Annotated in this window: 26 protein-coding genes; 10 read left to right on the top strand and 16 right to left on the bottom strand. The window is 67.0% G+C overall.

Going from position 1 to position 24,940, the window contains the following annotated elements:
- Positions 1-814 (top strand): methyltransferase (locus SB4_RS01540; RefSeq protein ID WP_338112925.1); only part of this gene is annotated, 814 nt, incomplete at its 5' end.
- Between the two features lie 4 nt (positions 815-818).
- On the opposite strand, the gene SB4_RS01535 is transcribed toward SB4_RS01540, so the two are convergent.
- The 13 genes from SB4_RS01535 to coxB form a co-directional block, all read right to left on the bottom strand.
- Positions 819-1,688 (bottom strand): class I SAM-dependent methyltransferase, encoded by an 870-nt coding sequence (locus SB4_RS01535; protein WP_058751130.1) that lies wholly within the window; start codon positions 1,686-1,688, stop codon positions 819-821.
- A 9-nt stretch (positions 1,689-1,697) separates the two neighbouring features.
- Complete coding sequence (gene thrC / locus SB4_RS01530; protein ID WP_058751133.1) at positions 1,698-3,086, bottom strand: threonine synthase; 1,389 nt, start codon at positions 3,084-3,086, stop codon at positions 1,698-1,700.
- A gap of 13 nt (positions 3,087-3,099) precedes the next feature.
- Positions 3,100-3,720 carry an SURF1 family cytochrome oxidase biogenesis protein gene (locus tag SB4_RS01525; protein WP_058751129.1) on the bottom strand — a complete coding sequence of 207 codons (621 nt, stop codon included), beginning with the start codon at positions 3,718-3,720 and terminating at the stop codon, positions 3,100-3,102.
- Positions 3,717-4,157 (bottom strand): DUF983 domain-containing protein, encoded by a 441-nt coding sequence (locus SB4_RS01520; RefSeq protein ID WP_082669889.1) that lies wholly within the window; start codon positions 4,155-4,157, stop codon positions 3,717-3,719. Before SB4_RS01520 ends, SB4_RS01525 begins: the two co-directional genes overlap by 4 nt.
- Positions 4,117-5,028: a cytochrome c oxidase subunit 3 gene (locus tag SB4_RS01515; protein WP_058751127.1), complete on the bottom strand. Its 912-nt coding sequence runs from the start codon at positions 5,026-5,028 to the stop codon at positions 4,117-4,119. The genes SB4_RS01520 and SB4_RS01515 overlap by 41 nt, the downstream gene beginning before the upstream one ends.
- Positions 5,029-5,066: 38 nt before the next feature.
- Positions 5,067-5,606 carry a cytochrome c oxidase assembly protein gene (locus SB4_RS01510; protein ID WP_058751126.1) on the bottom strand — a complete coding sequence of 180 codons (540 nt, stop codon included), beginning with the start codon at positions 5,604-5,606 and terminating at the stop codon, positions 5,067-5,069.
- The gene (locus tag SB4_RS20485; protein ID WP_275044973.1) at positions 5,606-5,740 is read right to left on the bottom strand and encodes a hypothetical protein; all 135 of its coding nucleotides are present in this window, start codon (positions 5,738-5,740) and stop codon (positions 5,606-5,608) included. Before SB4_RS20485 ends, SB4_RS01510 begins: the two co-directional genes overlap by 1 nt.
- Positions 5,737-6,636, bottom strand: coding sequence for a heme o synthase (locus SB4_RS01505; RefSeq protein ID WP_058751125.1), 900 nt, complete (start codon positions 6,634-6,636; stop codon positions 5,737-5,739). The genes SB4_RS20485 and SB4_RS01505 overlap by 4 nt, the downstream gene beginning before the upstream one ends.
- Before the next feature lie 224 nt (positions 6,637-6,860).
- Positions 6,861-7,922, bottom strand: a complete 1,062-nt coding sequence (locus SB4_RS01500; RefSeq protein WP_058751124.1) for an NAD(P)-dependent alcohol dehydrogenase — start codon at positions 7,920-7,922, stop codon at positions 6,861-6,863.
- Between the two features lie 162 nt (positions 7,923-8,084).
- Positions 8,085-9,467 (bottom strand): DUF1501 domain-containing protein, encoded by a 1,383-nt coding sequence (locus tag SB4_RS01495; RefSeq protein WP_338112924.1) that lies wholly within the window; start codon positions 9,465-9,467, stop codon positions 8,085-8,087.
- 5 nt (positions 9,468-9,472) lie between these two features.
- On the bottom strand, positions 9,473-11,245 hold the full coding sequence (locus tag SB4_RS01490) for a DUF1800 domain-containing protein (RefSeq protein ID WP_082669888.1): 1,773 nt from the start codon (positions 11,243-11,245) through the stop codon (positions 9,473-9,475).
- Positions 11,246-11,446: 201 nt separating this feature from the next.
- A complete protein-coding gene (ctaD, locus tag SB4_RS01485; protein WP_058734875.1) occupies positions 11,447-13,120 on the bottom strand; it encodes a cytochrome c oxidase subunit I in 1,674 nt (557 codons plus the stop codon).
- Positions 13,121-13,123: 3 nt separating this feature from the next.
- A complete protein-coding gene (gene coxB, locus SB4_RS01480; protein WP_058751122.1) occupies positions 13,124-14,290 on the bottom strand; it encodes a cytochrome c oxidase subunit II in 1,167 nt (388 codons plus the stop codon).
- A gap of 251 nt (positions 14,291-14,541) precedes the next feature.
- Here coxB and pyrE point away from each other — a divergent pair, with 251 nt between their 5' ends.
- The 5 genes from pyrE to SB4_RS01455 all read left to right on the top strand — a co-directional run bounded on the left by pyrE (position 14,542) and on the right by SB4_RS01455 (position 18,469).
- A complete protein-coding gene (gene pyrE, locus SB4_RS01475; protein ID WP_058751121.1) occupies positions 14,542-15,126 on the top strand; it encodes an orotate phosphoribosyltransferase in 585 nt (194 codons plus the stop codon).
- Entirely contained in the window at positions 15,123-15,851 is a 729-nt protein-coding gene (locus SB4_RS01470; protein WP_058751120.1) for a pyridoxine 5'-phosphate synthase, read from the top strand. The genes pyrE and SB4_RS01470 overlap by 4 nt, the downstream gene beginning before the upstream one ends.
- Before the next feature lie 136 nt (positions 15,852-15,987).
- Positions 15,988-16,398: a holo-ACP synthase gene (gene acpS, locus SB4_RS01465; protein WP_058751119.1), complete on the top strand. Its 411-nt coding sequence runs from the start codon at positions 15,988-15,990 to the stop codon at positions 16,396-16,398.
- Complete coding sequence (gene lepB, locus SB4_RS01460; protein ID WP_058751118.1) at positions 16,395-17,387, top strand: signal peptidase I; 993 nt, start codon at positions 16,395-16,397, stop codon at positions 17,385-17,387. The genes acpS and lepB overlap by 4 nt, the downstream gene beginning before the upstream one ends.
- Complete coding sequence (locus SB4_RS01455; RefSeq protein WP_058751117.1) at positions 17,384-18,469, top strand: AI-2E family transporter; 1,086 nt, start codon at positions 17,384-17,386, stop codon at positions 18,467-18,469. The genes lepB and SB4_RS01455 overlap by 4 nt, the downstream gene beginning before the upstream one ends.
- Here SB4_RS01455 and SB4_RS01450 read toward each other — a convergent pair.
- On the bottom strand, positions 18,398-19,576 hold the full coding sequence (locus SB4_RS01450; protein WP_082669887.1) for a glycosyltransferase: 1,179 nt from the start codon (positions 19,574-19,576) through the stop codon (positions 18,398-18,400). The genes SB4_RS01455 and SB4_RS01450 overlap by 72 nt on opposite strands.
- A gap of 211 nt (positions 19,577-19,787) precedes the next feature.
- Here SB4_RS01450 and SB4_RS01445 point away from each other — a divergent pair, with 211 nt between their 5' ends.
- The 4 genes from SB4_RS01445 (at position 19,788) to SB4_RS01430 (ending at position 22,966) form a co-directional block, all read left to right on the top strand.
- Complete coding sequence (locus SB4_RS01445) at positions 19,788-20,723, top strand: hypothetical protein (protein WP_058751116.1); 936 nt, start codon at positions 19,788-19,790, stop codon at positions 20,721-20,723.
- On the top strand, positions 20,720-21,247 hold the full coding sequence (locus tag SB4_RS01440; protein WP_058751115.1) for a DUF2141 domain-containing protein: 528 nt from the start codon (positions 20,720-20,722) through the stop codon (positions 21,245-21,247). The genes SB4_RS01445 and SB4_RS01440 overlap by 4 nt, the downstream gene beginning before the upstream one ends.
- 10 nt (positions 21,248-21,257) lie before the next feature.
- A complete protein-coding gene (locus SB4_RS01435; protein WP_058751114.1) occupies positions 21,258-22,442 on the top strand; it encodes a glycosyltransferase in 1,185 nt (394 codons plus the stop codon).
- Between the two features lie 68 nt (positions 22,443-22,510).
- On the top strand, positions 22,511-22,966 hold the full coding sequence (locus SB4_RS01430; RefSeq protein WP_058751113.1) for a hypothetical protein: 456 nt from the start codon (positions 22,511-22,513) through the stop codon (positions 22,964-22,966).
- Between the two features lies 1 nt (position 22,967).
- Here the strand turns inward: SB4_RS01430 and SB4_RS01425 are convergent, their stop codons facing one another.
- Together SB4_RS01425 and SB4_RS19885 are read right to left on the bottom strand one after the other, a co-directional pair.
- On the bottom strand, positions 22,968-23,705 hold the full coding sequence (locus tag SB4_RS01425; RefSeq protein WP_058751112.1) for a polysaccharide deacetylase family protein: 738 nt from the start codon (positions 23,703-23,705) through the stop codon (positions 22,968-22,970).
- Positions 23,702-24,940 (bottom strand): hypothetical protein (locus tag SB4_RS19885; protein WP_058751111.1); only part of this gene is annotated, 1,239 nt, incomplete at its 5' end. The genes SB4_RS19885 and SB4_RS01425, both read right to left, overlap by 4 nt.

Here is a 24,940-nt window from a genome sequence, read left to right as displayed (position 1 = left end):
CTGCTGCTGGTCGCGGGCGCGCCGTGGATCGCGGCGGCGGCGATCCGGTCGGTGCGCGACTGAGCTGATGGCTGAAGCGAAAGTGATCGCGCGGGCCTTCGACGCTGCCTCGGCTTATGACGCGTATGCGGTGGTGCAGCGGCAGGTCGCCGACTGGCTGGCCGACCGGATCGTCACGGTCGCGCCGTCTGCGCTGCGTGTGCTGGAGGTAGGATGCGGCACCGGCTTCCTGACGCGAGCAACTCTGCCCCGGATCGGGCGGGTCGACTGGCTGATGACCGACATCGCGCCTGCCATGCTGGCGCGCGGCCTTGCTGCGAATCCGTCCGCGCGCGGGCGGGTCATGGATGGCGAACATCCCGATCTGCCGGACGAAGCGCCGTTCGATCTGATTGTCAGCAGCCTGGCCGTGCAGTGGTTCACCGATCTGGAAGGTGGCTTGCGGCGGCTGGCCCAATTCCTTGCACCGGGGGGGCTGCTGCTGGTGACGACGCTGACCGAGGGCACATTTGCGGCGTGGCATGAGGCGCACCGGGCGGAAGGATTTGCGGCCGGAAGCCCGGTCTATCCTGCTGCCGATCGGCTCCTCGCGACGGGATGGCGCGTCGAGAGGCGGACGTTCACGCAGCGGCACGATTCAGCGGCGGACTTCATGCGCGCACTGCGGTCGATCGGCGCAGGGACGCCGCGCGACGGGCATCGGCCGATCCCGCCGGGCGCGATGCGCCGTATCGCCCGGCGGTTCGAGGCCGCTGGAGCGGTCGCGACCTATGAGGTCGCGCTGATCGAGATGTGCCCCCCTCGCTCGGGCTGATCGCTTACCGGCTCCACCGCGCCCAGATGGCGGTAGGCAGGGTGAGCCCCCGCGCTTCCTCGCGCACGCCCAGCTCGCCGCATTCCACCTTACCGGGCAGGTCGGCCATGACCTGGCGCATCATCTCGCCGATCGCCATCGCCGACATTCGCACGGCATAAACGGTCAGGAACAGGAAGCGCGAATCCGCGTCCAGCAGCTGGCGGCAATTGGCGATAAGGCCGGGCAGGTCTTCCTCCAGCCGCCAGACCTCACCCTCCGGGCCGCGGCCATATTTCGGCGGGTCGAGCAGGATGCCGTCATAGCGTCGCCCGCGCCGCACCTCGCGCGCGACGAACTTGGCCGCGTCGTCGATGATCCAGCGGACCGGCGCATCGCCCAGGCCCGACAGCATCGCATTGCCGCGCGCCGCCTCGACCGATTTCTTCGACGCGTCGACATGGACCATCTTCGCGCCTGCGCTCGCCATCGCCAGCGTACCGACACCGGTATAGCCGAACAGGTTCATGCACTCCGGCTCGGCCAGCCCGTCGACCTGCTCGCGCATCCAGCTCCACACCGGCGCCATGTCGGGGAAGAAGCCCAGATGGCGGAACGGCGTGTTCTGCGCGGTAAAGCGCACCTCGTTCCACTTCAGCGGCCAGCCCTCGCGCGGGACCGGCTCGTTGAAATTCCAGCGGCCGCCGCCATCCTCGTCCGAGCCGGGCACGAACTCGGCCGCCGCGCGCCAGTCGGAGGTGGCGGGGGCCCACATCGCCTGCGGTTCGGGGCGGATGAAGCGGAACCGGCCATAGCGTTCCAGCTTGCGGCCATGGCCGGAGTCGACAAGCCCGTAATCCGCCCAGGGCTCGCCGATCATCGTTTCGAGTTTCATGGACCCGCGTTAGCGCAAACCATGCCCGTCGATAAAGGCCGTCACCGCGTCGAAGGTAGCGGGCAGGGTGGTGAAGCGTTCCTCGCGCTCGAACAGGTCACCGACACGGCGCGGAAGGGGCGGGCGGACGCCGGTTGCGCGCTCGACCGCATCGGTGAACTTGGCCGGGTGCGCGGTGGCGAGCGTGACGACGGGCGCGCTCGTCTCGGCGGCGCGCGCGGCCGACAGCGCGATGGCGGTGTGGGGATCGAGCACCTGGCCCGCCTCGTCATGGGCCCAGCGCATCGCCCGGCTCATGTCGTCGGCATCGACGCGCGTGCTGGTGAAGAGCGGGGCGATGGCCTGGCTCTGCGCATTGGTCAGCCGCATCGCGCCCGTCCCCTCGAACCCCTTCATCTGGCTCGCCAGCGCCGCGCCGTCGCGGCCGTTCGCGTCGAACAGCAGCCGCTCGAAATTCGAGCTGACCTGGATGTCCATCGACGGCGTGGCGGTCGCCTGGACCTGCCCCTTGGAATAGTCGCCCGAGGACAGCGCGCGGTGGAGGATGTCGTTGACGTTGGTCGCGACGATCAGCCGCTCGACGGGAAGCCCCATGCGCGCCGCGACATAGCCCGCAAAAACATCGCCGAAATTGCCGGTCGGCACCGAGAAGGCGACGGCCTTGCCCGGCGCGCCCAGCCGGACGGCGGCGTAGAAATAATAGACGACCTGCGCCATCAACCGCGCCCAGTTGATCGAGTTGACCGCCGACAGGGTATGGCGATCGGCAAAGGCGCGGTCGTTGAACATCGCCTTCACCAGCGCTTGCGCGTCGTCGAAATTCCCCTCGATCGCGATGTTGTGGACGTTGGGCGCGAGCACTGTCGTCATCTGGCGACGCTGGATCTCGGTGACGCGGCCCGCCGGGTGCAGCATGAAGATGTCGATATTGGCGCGCCCCGCCACCGCGTCGATCGCGGCCGATCCGGTGTCGCCGCTGGTCGCGCCGACGATGGTCAGGCGGGTGTCGGTGCCGCGCAGGAACCGCTCGAAGAGCAGGCCCAGCATCTGGAGCGCGACGTCCTTGAACGCCAGCGTCGGGCCGTGGAACAGCTCCAGCAGCCACTGGTCATGGTCGAGCTGGACCAAAGGCGTCACGGCGGCGTGCGAGAAACGGCCATAGGCGGTGTCGCATAGACCCTGGAGTTCCTCTGGCGTCAGGCTGTCGCCGACGAACGGCGCCATGATCCGCGCGGCGGTCTGCGCATAAGACAGGCCCGCCAGCCCCTCGATCTCCTCACGGGTCAGGGTCGGCCAGACCTCGGGCACGTAAAGCCCGCCATCGCTGGCGAGACCGGCCAGGGTCGCGCCCCGGAAATCGAGGATGGGGGCGGAGCCACGGGTACTGAGATAGCGCATGATGCGGTGCGGCTTAACGGGGTGCAGGCCCCGCGACAACCATTCGATTGCGTCGAAAGACCGCCAAAGCATAGATAATTGCGGCGATGGCGGCGAACAGGAACCATTGGATGGCATAGGCAAGGTGGTTGTTGGGCACCGAGTCGAGGTCGGGGCGCGCATTCGCCTCCAGCCCGCCGACGGGTGTATCGGCGACCAACAGCATCGCCTGCGGCCGATGGTCGAAGGCTGACTGGATCAGCGAGCGGCTATCGGGGGCATGGGCGATATGGCCGGTGACCCGCCCGCCGGACCAGGTGACTTCCTTGCGCGGATCATGGGTGGTGCCGAGCTGGACCTGCATCGCCCCTTGCGGCACCGAACAGGTGGCGATCAGGCGAAAGCCCGCCGCCCCCGCCCCTGCACGCCGGATGGCGACGGGCGGGCGGCAATCGGCGCTCGCGCGGCGAAAGAGCAGGCGCTCGTCGGGATAGAGCGGGAAGGCGATGACGGGCCGCGTCGGATTGGCGGCCAACTGCGCCAGATACGCTTCCTTCTGCGGCAGACGGTCGAGCAGCTGCCACAGCCCCAGCGCGATCATCGCGGCGACCGCCAGGCCGACGATCAGCGTGGGGAGGATCGGTACGCGCCTCATGCGTCCTGGTCATCCGGGGGAGCGACGACCGCGCCCTCGCGCGCTTCGTTGCGATACTCGGCGGCCATCAGCGCACCCTTGGCGATGCGCAAGGAATAGACGACGCCCACCGCCGTCAGCGGCAGCCAGATCAGCATGTGCAGCCACAGCGGCGGATGGATCGTCAGTTCGACGATGATCGCCGCGATGGTGATGACGGTGCCCAGGATCAGGGTCAGGAAAGCAGCGGGCCCGTCCCCGACATTGAACCGGGTGAAGTCCAGCCCGCAGGCGCTGCACCGTTCCGCGAAGGTCGCCAGATGCGTCGAGAGGAGCGGCCCCGCAAACAAATGGGGCTGGCCGCAACGCGGACACAGCCCCTGAAATGCCGCCTGCGCGATCGTGGGCGGCGTAAACTCAGCCACTATGAACCGGCGCGCCCCAGCCACCCCAGACATAGATGGTGACGAACAGGAACAGCCACACCACGTCGACGAAATGCCAGTACCAGGCCGCCGCCTCGAACCCGAAATGCTGGCGCGGCGTGAAATCGCCGCGATAGGCGCGGATCAGGCAGACGATCAGGAAGATGGTGCCGACGATGACGTGGAAGCCGTGGAACCCGGTCGCCATGAAGAAGGCCGCGCCATAGTTGATCCCCTTGAAGGGGAAGGGCGCATGGACATACTCATAGGCCTGGATCGCGCTGAAGATCAGGCCGAGCACGACGGTCAGCCACAGCCCCTTCAGCACGCCGTCGCGGTCGCCGACGCCGAGAGCACCCCACAGCCCCTTCTTCTCACCGCCACGCTGGTTGTGGATCAGCGCATGGTGCGCCCAAGTGACGGTGGTGCCGCTGGTCAGCAGGATCAGCGTGTTGAGCAGCGGTAGCTTGAAGGCGTCGATCACCTCCAGCCCCTTGGGGGGCCACTGCGCGGCGATGGCGGTCGCGCCCTCGGCCGCGCGCTCGACCTGTCCGTCGACGAAGCTCATCGCGGTCGGGAAGAGCGAGAAGTCGAAAAAGGCCCAAAACCAGCCGACGAAGAACATCACCTCCGAGGCGATGAACAGGATCATGCCATAGCGGAAATGCAGCTGCACCACCGGGGTATGATCGCCATGATGCGCCTCGCGCACCACGTCCGCCCACCAGCTGCCCATGCAGAAGAGAACGGCGGCCAGCCCGGCCAGGAACGCCCAGCCGCCGCCCGGCGCACTGTGCATCCACATGATCGCGCCCGAGGCCATGAGCAGCGCCGACATCGAACTGGCCAGCGGCCAGGGGCTCGGCGGCAGGATATGATAATCGTGGTTCTTTGCGCCAGCCATGATCCCGTCCCTTAGCTTTTTGCTATTTTGGGGACAGGCTAACCCGCTTTCTTCGCCGAATCCACCGGGTAAAATGTGTAGGACAGGGTGATGGTCTCGATGTCCTTCGCATCGGGGTCGTTCAGGATCTTCGGGTCGATGAAGAAGATGACCGGCATCCGCGCGGTCTCACCGGGTTTCAGCGTCTGCTGGGTGAAGCAGAAGCACTGGATCTTGGTGAAATAGCGCCCCGCCTGGTCGGGGGTGACGTTGAAGGTCGCGGTGCCCGTCACCGGCACTTTCGCGTTGTTGGTGGCGGTGAAAAACACTATGTCGCGCGCGCCGATATCGACCGTTTCGTGCGGGTTCTCCGGCTTGAAGGTCCAGGCGAGCCGCGAGGAGACATTGGCGTCGAAATTGACCGTGATCTGGCGGTGGACGCTGCCCGGCGCCTGACTGCCGCGCTGGGTCGTACCCTGATAGCCCGTCACCTGGCAGAACATGCGGTAGAGCGGCACGCTGGCAAAGGCGAGGCCGGTCATGAACACCACGCCGAACAGGGCGAGGGCGACCGTCCTACCCTGGCGCGTCATCCGCATCAGTGCATGCCCGCCCGGATTTTCGACAGGGTGATGAAGAAGATCAGCACCACCAGAAAGCCGAGCAGCAATGCCATGGCGGTGGCGCGGGCGCGCTGCTTGGCGCGAATCCGATTCGAATCGTCAGGCGTCATGCCCAACGATCCACCACCAGCGCGCCAAAGAGAAGGAAAAGATAGAGAATCGAATATTTGAACAGCCGCTTCTCGGGCTTCATCGTGTCTTCGGGCTGGGTATGCCGAAACGCGACGATCGCGGCATAGGCGGCGAACAGCGCCGTCCCGGCGGTCGCGATCACGCCATAGATCGATCCGGTCAGCCCGAGTGGCCAGGGCGCGACGGCGGCGATCGCCATCGGAATGGTGTAGAGCCCGATCTGCGCACGCGTCACCCGCTCACCCGCGACGACGGGCAGCATCGGCACGCCCGCATTGGCGTAATCGGTCTTCACGAACAGCGCGAGCGCCCAGAAATGCGGCGGCGTCCACAGGAAGACCAGACTGAACAGCAGGAAGGGGAGCAGCGCGATCTCGCCCGTCGCCGCCGCCCAGCCGATCAGCGGCGGAAAGGCGCCCGCCGCCCCGCCGATCACGATATTCTGCGGCGTCCGGCGCTTCAGCCAGACGGTGTAGACCAGCACATAGAACAGGATCGAGACGGTCAGGATTCCGGCGGCGACATAATTGACCGCCAGCCCCATCAGCAGGACCGAGAAACAGGCCAGCCCTACCCCGAAATGCAGCGCCGATTCGCGGGTCATGCGCCCGGCGGGCAGCGGCCGCTTGGCGGTGCGCTTCATCAGTGCGTCGAGGTCCGCCTCATACCATTGGTTCAGCGCCCCCGCCGCGCCCGCGCCCAGCGCGATGCACAATATGGCGGTGAAGCCGATGACCGGATCGATGCCGATGGGGGCCGCCAGCATCCCGCACAGGCCGGTAAACACCACCAGCGTCATCACCCGCGGCTTGGTGAGCGCCAGGAAGTCGCGCCAGTCGGCGGGAATGAAGACGGAGGATGGGATGCTGGACATGAGAGCCCCGCATATAGGGCTTGGCGAGGAGGGGGGCAATCGAAGGGGTTGTCTTGAAAGGATACCCCGCCCGCCAAAAGCGCACCCCCTCCCGTAAACGGGAGGGGGACGGGGGGAGGGCCTGGAGTATCACCGAGATCAACGCTTGTGGCTTTTCCCTCCCCCATCCCCTCCCGCCTGCGGGAGGGGCGTGCCCAGCTTCGAGGGAGTGGCCTAAACCAGGCTCATTCCTTCAACGTCGCCATGTCGATGACGAAGCGGTACTTCACATCGCTCTTCTGCATCCGGTCATAGGCGGTGTTGACCTCGTCCATCGCGATCATCTCGATGTCGGCGGTCAGGCCATGCTGGTGACAGAAGTCGAGCATCTCCTGCGTCTCGGCGATGCCGCCAATCAGCGAACCGGCCAGCGAACGGCGGCGGAAGACCAGGTTTCCGACCGAGGGCGAGGGGTGCGGCGAATCCGGCACGCCGACCAGCGTCATCGTCCCGTCGCGCTTCAGCAACATCAGGAACGCGTCGAGGTTGTGCGGCGCCGCGACCGTGTTCAGGATGAAGTCGAAGCTGTTGGCGTGGCTTGCCATCTGCGCCTCGTCCTTGGACACGATCAGGTCCTTGGCACCCAGCCGCTTGGCATCCTCGGCCTTGTTGGGCGAGGTCGAGAAGACATAGACCTCGGCGCCCATGGCGGCGGCGATCTTCACGCCCATATGGCCCAGACCGCCGAGCCCGACGATGCCGACCTTCTGGCCCGGCCCGACCTTCCAGTGGCGCAGCGGCGAATAGGTAGTGATGCCCGCGCAGAGCAGCGGCGCGACGGCGGCGAGATCGGCTGCGTCATGGTTGATCTTCAGGACGAAGCCTTCCTTGACCACGATATGGTCGGAATAGCCGCCAAAGGTGTGACCGCCCAGCACGGGATCGGGGCCATTATAGGTGCCGACGAAACCGGTCGTCTCGCAATATTGCTCCTCGCCATCATGGCAGGATGGGCAATGGCCGCAGCTGTCGACCATGCAGCCGACGCCGACCAGGTCGCCGACCTTGTACTTCGTCACGTCGCCGCCGACGGCGGTCACGCGGCCGACGATCTCATGTCCCGGCACGCACGGATATTGGGTGCCTGCCCACTCGCCGCGCGCGGTGTGCAGGTCGGAGTGGCAGACGCCGCAATAGAGGATGTCGATGGCGACATCGTCGCCCTTCGGATCGCGCCGCTCGAACGAGAAGGGCGCGAGCGGGGTCTCGGCCGACTGGGCGGCATAACCCTTGGCGGGAGTGGGCATGGAAGCTCCTTTGGGAAATCTGGGACGCGACCGAACGATCGCGGCGTTCAGATGGGTCCCGCCCGTCTTCCCTGCCAGAAGGCGATGGGCACAAGTTTTTCCGATTGGCGCTGATCGGTAAATTGCCCAAGTTCAATATGTTGTAACGTTACCTGACAGGTGTCATCCCATAAAGCCCTGATTCCAGGTCGATGCGTCGTAATTGCCGATATTGGGGAGCACGGTGCGCAGGCCGCTCGAGTCGATGCCGAACCAGCTGGCCAGCGTCGCGGCATATTGGTCGACCGCCATGGTGGGCAGCAGGCGGCCCTGGCCGACATCGTCACTGGTGCCGTTGCCGACCGTCGGCGCCTTGCCATAGAAGCGCTGGCCCCGCACCGCGCCGCCGACGACGAAGTGCATGCCGCCCCAGCCATGGTCCGAGCCGTCGTCGTTCGATTGCAGCGTCCGGCCGAAGTCCGATGCGGTGAAGCTGGTCACCTGATTGGCGACGCCCAGCACGGCGGTGGTGTCATAAAACGCCTTCAATGCCGAAGAGACCTTGGCGAGCAGCCCGGGATGCTGGGCGACCAGATTGTCGTGCAGGTCGAAGCCGCCCATCGACACAAAGAACACCTGACGCTTCAGGCCCAGCGTCTGGCTGACCGAGATCATGCGCGCGACCATCTTCAACTGGTCGGCGAGCGAATTGCCGGTGGGGAAGAGCGGGAAATTGGCGGCGGGTGCCCCGGCCAGCGCGCTGCTGAGCTGGGCCTGGACGTCGAGCGCGCGCTTAGAGATGCGGGCATATTCGCTGCCCATCTCCGAGCCGCCCTCGGTGGTCATCAGGCGGCGCAGCGTGTCGAGCGCGCCGGACGAGCCATACAGTGTCCGGCTGTTATTGAGCAGCGCGACCGGCCCGCCGGTGCCGACCGCATATTGGATCGCGCTCCGCCCGGTCAGATAGACGGCATTGCCGCTGGTGTTGATGCAGGTCAGCGCGGCGGCCCCGTTGCCGCTCTGGAACACGTCGCCGATCCGCCCGCCCCAGCCGCTCGTCGCGCCTTCGGGGTTGGACGCCTGGAAGAAGCTCTGCTGGTCGTTGTGGCTGAACAGCTTGGGCGGCAGCTTGACGGTGTTGCGGGTGAACTGCGTCTTGGTCGTCGGCTCGACCAGCGTGCCGACGTTCAGCGCGACCGCCATCTTGCCCGCCGCGAACAGCTGGTTCATCTCGGGCATGGAGGGCGACAGCGCATAGATGCGGCCCCCGGGGAGCGCGACCGCCGGGTTCAGGACCGACCCCGCCAGTGCCGACCGCTGATACCCGATATTGGCGCGCGCGGCGGTATAGGCGGCGAAGCTGCTCTCGTCATAGGGGACGAGCGTGTTCGCGTAATCGTTGCCGCCATAGAGGAACACGCACACCAGCGCCTTGTAATCCGAGGCGGTGGCGGCGGCCGCCTCGCCGATCGCGGCCAGGCTGGTGACGAACGGGGTCGCGGTGCCGGCCAGGCCGAGCAGCGCGCTGCGCTTCAGGAAAGCGCGGCGGGATTGGTCTTGGGTCATGTTCATCACCGCAGGGTCAGATAATCGGGGGAGGCCATGGTCAGTAGAATCGCGATGCCGACCCGGTTCACCGGGCCATTGGTCGCGGTGGCCGACACGCTGTCGACGGCATCGCGGATCGCGGCCACGGTCGTGGTCGACAATTGCCCGGCGGCGAGCACCAGATTGACCTCGTCGACCAGTCCTTGCGTGTCGGCCGCCTTGGTCAGGATCGCGCTGTAATCGGCCTTCACGTCTCCGATGCCGTTCGCGATCACGCCGTACATGAAGTTCACATAGCCGACGACGCTCTGTTCGTTGGCGATCTGGAACTCGGGCGCGACCAGGCCGCTGCTGGCCAGCGCGGTGCCGGGCGGGGTGTAGCCGGGGCGGTAGAAGTTGAAGACCGAGGGACTGTGCCCCTTGGCCTGACCCAGCCGGGTCGCAGCGTTGGAGGTGTCGCCGATCGCCCAGGCGTTCGAGGGCGAGTTGGCCGCGAAGGCGCGCGCCCAGCCGGTGAGCCGGAACACCGGCTCGCGCAGCTTGCCCGCCGTGGCGGTGGTCGGCAACGTGCGCGCCTCGCTGTCGAGCAGGATGGCGCGGATCACCGCCTTCATGTCGCCGCGTACGCCCTGGCCATTGTCGGCGAACTTGGTCGCGACGCGGGTGACATAGGCGGGCGAGGGGTTGCTGGTCACCAGCCGCTGGATCAGCTGCTTCGATATGAAGGGCGGCACGTTGGGATGGGCGAAGATCGTGTCCAGCGCGGTCTTGACCGCGGCCATGCCACCACCGCTGACCGTGGTGCCCAGAAAGCTCGACGCGCCGGTTTCGTTGATCCCGGCATTCATCACCAGCGGCATGCGATAGCGGGCGGGCGTCGAGCTGTCCGAGGTCGCCGGGGACAGGCCGGTGAACACACGCGCCAGCCCCGACACATCGGCCTGGCCATAGGTTTCGATCGGCTGGCTGCCGTTCATCTTGGGCGAGCCGTCCATGTTGAGCTGATAGAGGCCCAGCGTGAACAGCTGCATCAACTCGCGCGCATAATTCTCGTCGGGCTGGGCACCGGTGGTCGCATTGGCCTTCCGATTGTTGAGGAAGGTCAGGTAAGAGCCCATGGCGAAGCTGGTCGTGATCGCGCCCAGGATATCGCGGTAATTGCCGAACGCATTGTCGAGCAGGATGTCGACATAGGCCGCCATGCTGAACGTACGCCACGCATCGCCGATACCGTCGATGCCGACGACCAGGATGTCGAGCAGCGCCATGCCGACCCGCTGGCGCAACTGGTCGGGCTCGACGATCATCTGCCGCCAGAGCGTGGGGTCGAGGCCTGACACGATGTTGCGATTGGCGGCGGCGTCATAGCCGTTGGCGACCAACCAGTCCCAATGGCTGGTGGCGCGGGGCAGCGCGAACTGGTCGGTCAGCCAGCCATCATAACCGCGCGAGACGACCGCATCCATCGTGCCGCGGGTCGCGCCCATGGTCGCCTGGGCCAGGAAGCGGCTCGCTTCGGTGGCGGTGGGCGGCGGGGTGACGACGACGACCGGCGTGGAGGAGCCCGCCGTGGTCGCGGTGCCGCCCCCGGCACTTGCGGTCCCGCCAGAGCCGCCATCGCCACAGGCGGCCAGCGCCACCAGCGGCAGGACCGACCCGCCGACTGCCAGCAGCCGGTGCGCCGAATTTGCCCCGCCGGATTGTTCATCGCCGGATCGCTCATCGGCGACCGGCGCAAATGCCCCCTCTTCGGTGGTCGCCAGCACTGGCTCCACCGGAAATTCCCGCCCCATCATGGATTCATACCCGCTACTGCCGCCTGCTCGGCGACCGGGGCTCAGGATGCGGCCTGTGTGGCTAACGAAATATGAAGAACCCCTACGGTTCGTCGCAGGGGAGCGGCGATCCGACGGAAAGCTTTCGGTCATCACAAAAGCGTAACGAAAAGGGCCCCGAAACCGCTGTTTCGAGGCCCGTTTTCCGGTGTTTGAGGTCGATCAGTCGATGCGCGGCAGCGTCTCGAACTGGTGATAGGGCGGGGGGCTGGACAGTGTCCATTCCAGCGTCGTCGCGCCCTCGCCCCAGGGATTGTCCCCGGCGGGCTTGCCCGCGATCAGCGACCAGACCAGGTTGATGAAGAAGAAGCCCATGCCGACCGCCATGATCTCGTAACCATGGGTCGCGACGCGGTTCCACATCTCAAAGGCGTCCGGATAATCCGGGTAGCGGCGCGGCATGCCCTGCAGGCCCAGGAAGTGCATCGGGAAAAACAGCAGGTTCACACCCGCAAAGAACACCCAGAAATGCAGCTGGCCGAGCAGCTCGCTATACATCTTCCCCGACATCTTGGGGAACCAGTAATAGAAACCCGCGAACAGGGCGAACACCGCGCCCAGCGACAGGACATAGTGGAAGTGCGCGACGACATAATAGGTGTCGTGCATGTAATCGTCGATGCCGCCGTTCGCGAGCACGACGCCGGTCACGCCGCCGACGGTGAACATGAAGATGAAGCCGATCGCCCAGACCATCGGCGTCTTGAAGGTCAGCGAGCCGCCCCACATGGTCGCGATCCACGAGAAGATCTTGATGCCGGTGGGCACCGCGATGATCATCGTCGCGGCGGTGAAATACATCTTGGTGTTCACGGAAAGGCCGGTGGCGAACATGTGGTGCGCCCACACGACGAAGCCGACCACACCGATCGCGACCATGGCATAGGCCATGCCGAGATAGCCGAAGACCGGCTTGCGGCTGAAGGTCGCGATGATCTGGCTGACGATGCCGAAGCCCGGCAGGATCATGATGTACACTTCGGGATGGCCGAAGAACCAGAAGAGATGCTGGTACAGGATCGGGTCGCCGCCCCCGGCGGGGTCGAAGAAGGTCGTGCCGAAGTTGCGATCGGTCAGCAGCATGGTAATCGCGGCGGCCAGCACCGGCAGCGACAGCAGCAGCAGGAAGGCGGTGACCAGCACCGACCAGACGAACAGCGGCATCTTGTGCAGCGTCATGCCCGGCGCGCGCATGTTGAAGATGGTGGTGATGAAGTTGATGGCGCCCAGGATCGACGAGGCACCCGCCAGGTGGAGCGCCAGGATCGCCATGTCCACCGAGGGGCCCGGCTCGCCGAAGGTCGATAGCGGGGCATACGCCGTCCAGCCCACGCCCGCGCCCGACCCGAAGAAGGGCGAGGCGAGCAGCAGGGTGAAGGCCGGGATCAGCAGCCAGAAGGACACGTTGTTCATGCGCGGGAACGCCATGTCGGGCGCGCCGATCATGATCGGCACGAACCAGTTGCCGAACCCGCCGATCATCGCGGGCATGACCATGAAGAACACCATGATCAGGCCGTGCGCGGTGATGAGCACGTTCCACAGGTGCAGCGACTGGTCGAGGCTCTGCGCACCGCCATGCAGCATCCCCGCCCAGATACCCAGATACTGGATGCCGGGCTCGCGCAGCTCGGCGCGCATCAGGCCGGAGATCCCGCCGCCGATGATGCCCGCCACGATCGCGAAGATCAGATAGAGGGTGCCGATATCCTTGTGGTTGGTCGACAGGAACCAGCGCGCGAAGAAGCCGGGCTTGTGATCGGCGTCATGGTGCGCGTGGTGGTGATCGTCATGACCGACGAAAGCCGATCCGGGGTGAAGTGCGGTGTCGGTCATGGCTTATTGTCCAGCGTTGCCGGGGCCGGCCGGATTGCCGGTGGCGCCCTGTGCGGAAGTGGAGGACTGGGCAGGCGTCGCGGCGTTGTCCGCCGGACCGGTCACCGCCTCGGCCGCATTCGCCTGGGTGGCTTCGGCGGCCGAACCCTCGGCACCGGGCTGCGGGATGACGGCGGCGGAGGGCGTGGCCGCGCCGGGCATCTTGCCGCCCTTGGCCGCGATCCAAGCGGCGAACTGGGCCGGGCTGACCGCCTGCACCGCGATCGGCATGAAGCCGTGGCGCGCGCCACACAGTTCGGAGCACTGGCCGAAATACAGGCCCGGCTTCTCGATGGTGAAGCTCGTCTCGTTCAACCGGCCGGGCACCGCGTCCAGCTTCATCCAGAAGGCCGGGATCGCCCAGCTGTGGATGACGTCGTTCGAGGTGGTGATGAGGCGGATCGGCACGCCGACGGGCAGGACGATGCGATTGTCCACCGCCAGCAGGCGCGGGCCGTCGACATCGGTGCGCGCGCGCTCACCGGGCGACACCTGATCCTTTTCCTTCAGCATGTTGGCGGTGATCTCGATCCCGCCATGATCCGGGTATTGATAGGTCCAATACCATTGGTTGCCGATCGCCTTCAGCGTGACGGCCCCGGCGGGTGCGGGCTTGAACTGCGCCTGGAGTAGCCCGATCGAGGGGATGGCGATCAGGACCAGGACGACGACGGGGCCCAGCGTCCACAGCACCTCGATAAAGGTGTTGTGGCTGGTCTTCGACGGCACCGGATTGGCGGCGCGGCGGAAGCGGAAGACGACCCAGGCGAGCAGCAGCAGGACGAGGACGCAGATCGCGGTGATGACCGGCAGCAGGACGTCGTTGTGCATCCAGTGCGCGAATTCGCCGTTCTTCGTCACCTGCGGCTGGAGCCCGATCCGGCCGTCGATCGGCAGGCCGACCTTGGGGTCGATGGCGATGGCGGGCGCGCCGTCCTGCGCCAGCAGCGGGCTGGTCGGTGCGGTGGTGGTGGGAGCCGCGGCGGTGGTCGGCGCGGTGTTCGCGGCCCCCGCGGGAGCGGCGGCAGCTTGCGGGGCGGTGGCAGCTTGCGGGGCGGCGGCGGGTTTCGCGAACGCGGCCCCCGACAGCGCGGCACAGCCCAGCCCGGCGGCGATCGCCAGCGCTTTCATCCGAGTCGGCATCCTCATCCTCCGGGGTCCGGACATGCGCTTGACCTCGCTCATCCCGCTTTCGTCTCCCATCTCCCTCACCGGTCCATCGGTCGTCCGACGGTCTTTGGGCGGGGCATCCTGTCGTTTTTGTTAGGTCGACTATAGCACGGGACCGCGCCCCCTCAACCCATAGTGTCACATGCCAGATTGCACGGGCGCGAGGGCGATCCTATGAGGCCGGGTCATCTGATCGATGCCGGAGTTGCCCCATGACCGATGAAGACGTCCTCGCCGAGTTCCGCGCCGCCGAGGCGCTGCTCGAAGGGCATTTCATCCTCTCCTCTGGCCTGCGCAGCTCGCGCTATCTGCAATGCGCGCGAGTCCTGATGGACCCGGCCCGTGCCGCCCGGCTGTGCGAGGCGGTCGCCGCCAAGATTCCGGCGGACATCAGGGCGCAGATCAGCGCCGTCGTCGCCCCCGCCATGGGCGGCGTGATCGTCGGTCATGAAATGGCGCGCGCGCTGGGCATGTCGGGTATGTTCCTGGAGCGGCCCGAGGGAACCTTCCACCTCCGCCGCGGCTTCCGCCTGGAACCGGGGCAGAAGGTGCTGATGATGGAAGACGTGGTCACGACCGGCCTGTCGAGCCGCGAGGCGATCGCCGCCATCGCGCGTGAAGGCGGCGAGACGATCGCGGCCGCTTCGCTGGTCGACCGCTCGAACGGGGCGGCCGATCTGGGTGTGCCCTTCTTCCCGCTGATCCGGCTGGACGTGCCCAGCTACAGCCCCGACGCACTTCCCCCCGAACTGGCGGCGATCCCCGCGATCAAGCCGGGGAGCCGGGCGGCGGCATGACCGAGCACTTACGCCTGGGCGTCAATATCGACCATGTCGCGACCGTGCGAAATGCGCGCGGCGCAGGCTATCCCGATCCGGTCCAGGCGGCGCTGGTCGCGGCAGAGGCGGGGGCGGACGGCATCACCGCGCATCTGCGTGAGGACCGGCGGCACATTACCGATGCCGATATCGCCCGGCTGTCGGCGGAACTGACCGTGCCACTCAACCTGGAAATGGCGGCGACCGAGGAGATGCTCGCCATCGCGCTGAAGCATCGCCCGCACGCCGCCTGCATCGTCCCCGAAAAGCGTGAGGAGCGCACGACCGAGGGCGGCCTCGACGCCGCCGGACAGCGGGGGTGGCTGGCGCCCATGGTCGCGAAGCTGGGCGAGGCGGGTATCCGCGTCTCGCTGTTCATCGAACCCGATCCCCGCCAGATCGAGGCGGCGCTGCATCTGGGCGTGCCGGTGGTCGAGCTGCATACCGGCCGTTATGCCGAACTGGATGGCGAGGCGCGCAGCGCGGAGCTGCGCCGCCTGTCGGACGCGGCGGCGCTGGCGGCCAAGAACGGGATCGAGGTTCATGCCGGCCATGGCCTCACATACGATAATGTCGCGCCCATCGCGGCGATCCCACAGGTGCGCGAGCTGAACATCGGCCATTTCCTGATCGCGGACGCGGTGTTCGTCGGCCTGCCCGAGGTCGTGCGCAAGATGCGCGCCGCGATGGATCTCGCGCGGTGATGGCTGTCCCTCATTCCTCCCCTGCAAGGGGAGGGGGACCACGGCGAAGCCGTGGTGGAGGGGTGTCCCCGCTGGCCGTGACACCCCTCCGTCAGTCCTGCGGACTGACACCTCCCCTGCAAGGGGAGGAAAGAGTGTGATCATCGGTCTGGGCTCCGACCTCTGCAATATCGAGCGTATCCAGGCTGCGCTCGACCGGCATGGCGGCCGTTTCGAGGCGCGCTGTTTCACCGATATCGAGCAGGCCAAGGCGGCCAAGCGCCCCTTCACCCGCGCGGGCACCTATGCCAAGCGCTTCGCCGCCAAGGAGGCCTTTTCCAAGGCGGTCGGCACCGGTTTTGCGCAGGGCGTGTTCATGCGCGATATCGGAGTCGTGAACCTTCCCGGCGGTGCGCCGACCTTGCATTTGACGGGTGGCGCGCGCGAACGGCTTGACGCGATGACCCCGGCGGGCCACGTCGCGCATATTCACTTGACCATGACCGACGATCACCCTTGGGCCCAGGCCTTTGTCGTGATCGAGGCACGACCGGAAGTTTCCGCATGAAGGACGCGGTGTTGGACACGAACCAGGGCTCGGCCCCCGCTCAACCGGGGAGCGATCAGCCGGTCAACGCCGCGCCGCCGCCCCCGACGCCAGCGGCCAAGAAGAAGGGCACCGACTGGTGGTCGGAGATCAAGGGGCTGTTCTGGCTGCTCCTGATCGTGCTGGGCTTCCACAGCTTCATCGCCAAGCCCTTCTATATCCCGTCCGAATCGATGCTGCCGGGCCTGCGCGTCGGCGACCGGCTGGTGGTGTCGAAATTCGCCTATGGCTGGTCCTATGTCTCGCCGACCATTCCCAACCCGGTCGCGATCTTCAAGTCGCTGGTCCTGCGCCAGCGCGAGGACAGCTGGAGCTATCAGCTGCCCTTCATCCATGGCCGGTTGTTCGGTTCGCTGCCGACACGGGGCGACGTGGTGATCGTGACCCCGCCGGGCACGCATAACGACTATATCAAACGGGTGATCGGCCTGCCCGGCGATACGCTGGCGGTGCGCGACGGCACGGTGATTCTGAACGGCAAGCCGGTGCAGCGCGGGCCGCTCCATTATATCGACATCCCCATCGATACGAACAGCCCGTGCACCGACTATGGCGATGACGCGCGCGTCCGCACGGCGACCGGCCAGTGGGTCTGCCACCTGCCGATCGTGACCGAGACGCTCCCCAATGGCCGCCGTTACGACACGGTCGAAATGGGCTGGAGCCCAGGCGACAATTATCCGGCGATCACCATCCCGGCCGATCACGTCTTCCTGATGGGCGACAATCGCGACCGTTCGGCCGACAGCCGCTTCTCGCTGGCCGAGCTAGGGCTGGGCGGGCCGGTGCCCTATGAGAATATCGGCGGACGTGCCGAGTTCGTGACCTTCAGCCTGGACGGGGACACGACGCTCAACCCGGTGACCTGGTGGACGTCGCTGCGGTCGGGCCGGGCGGGCCTGTCGCTGCACCCGACCACGGTCAAGGCCGGCAACGGCGCCACGCCATGAGCGATCCGGCCCCGCTGACCGACCGCCCGGCGCCGATCGAGTTCCGGGAAGGCTTTGTCCGGCGGGAGCTGACACGCGCGGCGATCTGGCTGGGGCTGATCGCCGCGATGGCGGTGGCGGTGCTGCTGGTCCAGCCGCTGCTGGTGATCTTTGCCGGGCTGGTCTTTGCCACGCTGCTCGACGGCGGGGTGCGGCTGCTCGGCCGGGTGTTGCCGATCGGACGCGGCTGGCGGTTGCTGATCGTCGTGCTGGCGGTCGTCGCCTTCCTGCTCGGCACCTTCTACCTGACTGGCGTCGAGATGACGCAGCAGGTGACGCAGCTCCGCTCCACGCTGGAGACGCAGGCGGGCAAGGTCACCGGCTGGCTGTCATCGCAGGGGCTGATGCCCGGCACGTCGGACATCAACGGCCTGTTGAAGCAGTCGGTGGGGTCGATCGGCAAGCTGACCTCCTGGGTCGGCACCGCGGTGGGCGCGGTCACCACGATGTTCATGATCCTGATCATCGGCCTGTTCCTGGCGATGGACCCCGAGGGCTATGCGCGCGGCCTGCAATGGTTCGTGCCGCGTGCCGCGCGCGCCGAATTCGCGATCACGCAAGAGCGCGTCATGTTCACGCTGCGCCGCCTGCTCGCCGGGCGTCTGCTGGGCATGGCGGTGGAGGGGGTGCTGACCGGCATCGCGCTGATGATCGGCGGCGTGCCGATGGCGCTGCTGCTGGGCATCATCGCCGGCATCCTGGCCTTCATTCCCAATATCGGGGCGATCGTCACCGGCACGCTGATGATCGCGGTCGGCTTTTCGGCCGGTAGCGATGCGGGCTTCTGGGCGATCGGCACCTATCTGATCGTGCAGACCTTCGACGGCTATGTCGTGGTGCCGATGGTCGCCAAGCGCACCGTCGACCTGCCGCCCGCGCTGACCCTCTCGACCCAGATCATGGCGAGCGCGCTGTTCGGCATACTAGGTCTGGCGCTGGCCGATCCGATGACCGCGATGGCGAAGACCGCGCTACAGCGCCGGTCGGAGCGCGAGGCGGCGCGCGACGGCGACAGCGCGCGGGCCGAAGCCGATATCGGCTGAGCGCAGGAGCGCGGGTTCCGGCGAACCCGCCTCCACCACGCCGCGGCGGCTCCGTGCGGTGACGATCGAATCGAACAGCGCCAGATAGCGCTCGGGCGAATCCTGTCCCGGCTGTGGCACGGGATCGGGGCGTACTGTGACCGGCGCCAGCCAATGGTTCAGCGCCGCTGCCAGTGCCCGCACATCCTCGCGCGGCACGATGCTGCCCAGCGAGGGGTGGGACACGATCTCATGCACCGCCGGGCTCGAATCGGTGGTCACGACCGGCGTGCCGACCGCCAGCGCCTCGCGCAGCACGCCCGGCACGCCCTCATAGTCCGAGGACAGCGCCACCACCGGCGCGGCGGCCATGGCGGCGGGCGCATTGGCGCTATGCCCGGGCAGCGAGACGCGGTGCGACAGCCCGAGGATTTCGATCTGCGCGGTCAGCGCGGGGCGCAGGCTGCCCTCGCCCAATATGGTCAGGCCGACATCCTCGGGCAGATGGGTCATCGCGGTGATCAACCGGTCCCAGCGCTTCTGCGGCTCCAGTCGCCCGACGCCCAGGATGCGGCGGTCGGCCGACACCGGCCGGGGCGCGGGCGTGCCGGGCAGTACGGTCGGCGGGTTGGGGATGACCGCGACCGACAGGCCGGTGGCACTCCCCGCCTCGCGCGCGGTGGCCGGGGTCATCGCGACCAGCGCGTCGAGGAAATGGCGATGCGCGGCCAGCCATTGCCGCTGGCCCCAGGCGATCAGCGCCGCCTGGTCGCCGCGCTGGACCGCGTTAGACATTTTGGCGACGATCGGCGGACAGGCCCCGCCCAGGCGCGCGCGCGTCCAGGCGGCCATGGCGGTATAGTGATTGCCCGGGCAGAAGACGATGTCGGGCCGCACCCGATCGACCAGGCCAGGCAGGACGGTGCACAGCCCGCCATAGCGCTGATGGCCCAGCACCACCGTCTCGACCCCGCGCGGCACGCTGTCCTGGAACTGGCCGTCCTCGTCTCCCAGGATCAGCGTGACCCGCCGTCCCCGGTTCAGCCAGCCCGGCAGCATCCGCCCCAGCGCCGCCTCCACGCCGCCACGCATCGCCAGGGCATAGGTCAGGATGTGATCGGCGGGCATGGGCTCCGAAAGGCTCACAGGGGATATGCCCGAAGCGCTAATCGCGGCTTGTCGCGCAATTATGTCAGTTTCAGCCCTAAGGTGGACACAATCGCACGACAGAGGATGAATTCTTATTCAGGTGCGAGAAAGCAGTGTTGAGGTTAGCGGGCGCCACCGGCGTACGCCGCCGAGGAATCTCCCTAACGTGCAGAATGAACGAGATGATCCCATGACCCCGCAACAGGTCCTGCCCGCCGGGTCCGGCGGTCCGGTGGCCCGTGACATGGCCGCGCTGGAGCCGTTGAAGACGGTCAAGAGCCGCTGGCCCGCCATTATCGGCAGCGTGCTGACCCTCGCCATGGTCGTCGGGCTGGGCCACGAACTGCTCGGGCGCGGCCTGGTCGGGCTCAGCCATTCGGTGCCGACCAATCCGCTCTTCTATGTGGTCTTTTTCGGCCTCTACATGGCGTTGCCGATCGGCGACTACATCATCTTTCGCCGTTTGTGGGGCATTCCGTTCAGCGGCATGGCCGCGCTGATCCGCAAGCGGATCGCGAACGAAGTGGCGTTCAGCTATTCGGGCGAGGCCTATTTCTACGCCTGGGCCCGCGCCAACGCGAAGATGGTCGCGGCCCCGTTCGGCGCGGTGAAGGATGTCGGCATTCTGTCCGCCATCGCGGGCAATGCCATCACCCTGCTGATGATCGGCCTGGCCCTACCGGTCGGACGCGAGCTGCTGACGGCCGAGCAGCTGCACCTCGTCTGGGGATCGATCGCGATCGTCATGGCGACCTCGCTGCCCTTCCTGATCTTCTCGCGGCGGGTCTTCTCGCTCGACCGCAAGACGCTGTGGTGGATCTTCATGGTCCACTGCGTCCGCCTGATCGCCAACTCGCTGTTGGTGGCGCTCGCCTGGCATTATGGGATGCCGAGCGTGTCGCTGGGCATGTGGTTGTTCCTGTCGGCGGCGCGGCTGCTCGTCTCGCGTCTGCCGCTGGTGCCCAACAAGGACCTTCTTTTCGCCAATTTCGCGATCCTGTTGATCGGGCAGGATCAGGAACTGAGCGAACTCATCGCGTTCACCGCGGCGCTGACCCTGCTGGTCCATGTCGTGTTGATCGCCGGGTTCGGCGTGACGGCATTGGTTCGGAAGGTACGCGCATGATTCGCGTGATGAAGATGATGGCGGTGGCGGCGGTCGCGCTGGCGGCGATGCCGCAGGCGGCGGGCGCGCAGATCCTGGGCAGCGACGCGGCGGCCTGCGCCAGTGGCGGCGGCCCCGCGATCCTTGCGCGGATCGAGGGGCTGAAGGACCGCAAGGGCAACCTCAAGCTGGAACTCTATCCGGCGAACGAGGAGGATTTCCTCCAGGACGACGGCGTGCTGGTCCGCGCGGGCAAGACGTTCCGCCGCGTCCAGGTGCCGACCCCGGCCAGCGGTGCGCGGGTCGAGATGTGCATTCGCGTGCCGCATCCGGGCCGCTATGCGCTGCTCTTCACCCATGACCGCGACGGCAAGAACAAGTTCAACTTCTGGAGCGACGGCGCGGGCTTTCCGGCCAATACCAAGCTGGGCCGTCGCAAGCCGCCGCTCGCCTCTGCGCTGATCGACGTGCCTAATGGCGTGGCGACGACGACGATCCGGGCCCAATATCTGCGGGGGCTGGGCGGCTTCGGCCCGGTAGAGTAAGGAACGGGCGATGCGCATCGTCGACGTCAACGAGTTCTACTCCCCCACCGGCGGGGGCGTGCGGACCTATATCGACCGCAAGATGTCGATTCTGGCCGAGATGGGGCATGAGCTGATCGTGCTCGCCCCCGGCACCGAGGACGTGGTCGAGGAGCGCCCCGGCGGCGGCAAGATCATCTATATCAAGGCGCCGCGCCTGATCCTGGACACCAATTACGGCATGTTCTGGGACGGCGCGCCGGTATGCCGTCTGCTCGACGAGCTGGACCCCGATATCGTCGAAGTTTCCTCGCCCGCCAAGCCCGCCTGGTTCGTCGCCAGCTGGCAGGGGCGCGCGAAGAAGGTCTTCTTCATGCACAATGACAATGTCGGCACCTATCCGGTCCGCTGGCTGGACGGGCTGGTCGCGCAGGAGCGGGTTGAGGACTGGTTCAGCTGGTACAGCCGCTACATGAACCGTTTCCTCGACCATTACGACCTGGTGCTGTCCAACGGCCCGGCGCTGGTGAAGCGACTGGGCAAGCGCGGCGTGCGGGTGGACGAGGGGATACCGCTGGGCATCGAGCGGCATTTCTTCTCGCCCGACCATCGCGACGAACGCTTGCGCGCCGCGCTGCTGGCCCAGTGCGCGCTCCCCGAGGATGCGCATCTGCTGCTGGGGTTGGGGCGGCATCACCCCGAAAAGCGTTGGCCGATGGTCATCGACGCGGTGGAGCGTGTGGCTTCGACCCGGCCGGTCGGCCTGATCCTGATCGGCGGCGGCGTCGCCAGCCGGACGCTGGAGAAGCGGATCGCGGGAAGCCCCCATATCCGCCTGTTCCGCCCGGTCTATGACCGCCCGCGCCTCGCCCGGATCATGGCGAGCTGCGACGCGCTGGTGCATGGCTGCGAGACCGAGACGTTCGGGCTGGTGGCCTCCGAGGCGCTGGCCTCGGGCCTGCCGCTGGTGGTGCCCGATTATGGCGGGTGCGCCGAGGTGGCGAGCCCGCTGTTCGCCGAAACCTTCCGCGCCCGCGACGGGGCGGCCTGTGCCGAGGCGATCGAGCGGCTGCTGTCGCGCGACCAGCGCGTGCTGCGCAACGCCGCGCGGGTCGCGGCAGGCAAGGTGTTCAGCGACCGCGACCATGCCGAGGCGCTGATCGCGCGCTATCAGCTATTGCTTGATGAGGGCGCGCAGTTGCAGGTCGTCGCCTAAGCCGGAACGGAGCTTTCGTAGCCCCCGAGAGTCTGTCATCATGACAAAGATGTCATGGGAGACGGTCGATGAGTCGTGGCTTCGCAGTCGTGATCGGCATCATGCTGGCGTCCTCGGTTGCCGCGCAGGCCGCCGACCGTCCCCCGATCGAAAGCTGGGGCAAGCCTGGCATCGCTTTCGACCAGTATCGCGCCGATTCGGTCGAATGCGCCAAGATCGGCTATTTCCGTGACGTATCACAGGACGAACCCGCAAAGCGGTTCATCACGGGCTTCACGGCGGCCGACAACAACCTGAACAGCGGCGGCAATGCCAGCGATTGGATCAATTCGATCCTGCGGACCCAGCCCGACCGACAAAAGCGCCGACTTCATGCGATCCAGCTCGGCGATGTCGAGCGTTGCCTGGCGGACAAGGGCTATTCCCGCTTCCGGCTCTCGCACAGCGAGGTGAAGACGCTGAAACGCTATTCACGCGGGTCGGAGGCGCGGCAACGCTACCTCCATACCCTCGCCGCGCGCTGATTCAGGCGGCGAGCAAATCCGCGTAGCGGGACGGCGTGTGCGTCTTCGCCAGCCGCGCATAGGTCTTGTCGATGCTGGCGAGCAAAGCGGGCACGCCATTGTCGCCCGGATGCACTGCCACGCGCGCGACCGGGGTCGGGCGCAGGCCGTGACGCAGCACGGCGGCGGCGGCGAGCGAGCTCAGCTGGCGCCCGCGCGACCGGCTGGCCCAGGTGACGACGGGGCCGCGCGCGATGATCTTGCCGTCGGCGGGCGTCCAGACGCGGAAGTGATCCTCGGCGAGGCCGAAACCCGCATCGCCCAAGGCCAGGCGCGCCTCGTCCGAATAGAGCCAGGCAGGGGCGATGAAGCCGGTCGCGCGGCGGCCGATGATATCCTCGATCAGGGCAGTACCGCGCTGCATCCGGTGGAGCGCCTCGGCGCGATCCAGGCCGACGAACTCGCCCTCGCCCGCGGTCATGTGCTTGGCCTTCAGCGCGGTCTTCTGGTCGGTATGGACCATGTCGTCCTTGTGCGACCAGCCATGGACGAACATCTCGATCCCCATGTCCGCCCAGTTGCGCAACCGCGTGGCGAAGGGAGTGCCGGGCGCGATCGGCGCGCTGTTCCAATGGTCGGGGATGACCAGCATGGCGAGGCGCGGGCCGCCCAGATGCCCCGACAGCCGATCGAACAGCGCATCGACCGCCCCCTCGAAACGGGGGGACACGTCATGGATCGAGGCGAGAAGGCGTTTCATCGCGTGGATTTATAGACGCTGATCGTCTCATTGCCCATCGGCAGTTTCGCCGCCAGCCGGTAGCCATCCGCCATCGCCGCGAGCACGCGGGCATGCGCCTCGGGCCGCTCGCCATTATAGGGCGGGCGCATCACCACGACGGCGGGGTGTTGTGAGAGGATGCGGGCGATCTCGCTATCCTGATCGACGCCGGTGGCCCCGGCCTCGCGCGCGCGGCTGAGATGCGCGGGCACGATCCAGCGCGACAGGGCGCAGCGCTGGGTCGCGACATAGAGCATCGTGCTGCCCGAATAGACGTAGAGGCAACCCGGCCCCTTGCCGACCCCCTGGGACAGGGCGGCGAATTCGGTCGCGTCGCCGCGTTCGTGGCGCAACGACAGCAGCACGATCTGCCCTGCCAGCGCCACGATCAGCAGCAGGGCAGGGGTCTGACGCCGCCGCCAGTCCTGTCGCCCCAGCATGGCCGCCGCCGCCGTACAGGCGGGCAGCAGGATCGGCAGGCCGTAATGGTCGAACCACGGCCGGAATATCAGCACTCCGATGATCGCGGCGCCCAGCCAGACGGCGAGGAAGGTCCGCTCCCGGCCGCGCCGCGCTCGCTTCAGTCCGAGGACCGCCAGCGTGACCACGGGCGAGAGGATCAGGACCATCTGCCCCAGATTGCCCGCCAACTCGCCGATCGGATCGGGGTTGCGGTGAAAGATCGACAGGAAATTGGCGTAGAGGAACGCGTCCCACTGCCCGATCGCGGCATAGACGCCCGCCGCCATCGCGGTGGGCAACAGTGACACGACCACCAGCGCGAGGCCATAAAGGATCAGGGCAACAGGCGACTGGCTTCGCCGCCACTCTGCAACCAGCAGCCACAGGCCGAAGACCATCCCCTCGACCACTGCCGAATATTTGATCTGCAGAACAAGGCCGACCAGCGTCATTGCGGCAAGACCCAGGCTGCGAAGTCCTCGCCGATCCGATTCGAGGATCGCCCAGGCCGCCCCCATCATCAGCAAATTGTAAAAGACCGGCGCCTGGCCCCCCTGTCCGCCAAGCAGGTCGAGCCACAGGATATAGGCGACCCCCGCCGCCGTCGCGCCCGCGCCCCAGCCGAGCCGCTCCGCCATCCGCGCGATCAGCCAGCCGGTCGCGACGACGCTGGCCAGTGCCATGGCCTGATAGGTCCAGATGCCTGCCGGAAAGCCGAAGGCGGCGGGTAGGGCATAGAGCAGGAACAGCCC

The organism is Sphingomonas sanguinis, from assembly GCF_001476905.1.
Lineage (GTDB): Bacteria > Pseudomonadota > Alphaproteobacteria > Sphingomonadales > Sphingomonadaceae > Sphingomonas > Sphingomonas sanguinis_B.
This window is presented reverse-complemented; position numbering and strand designations above follow the sequence as displayed.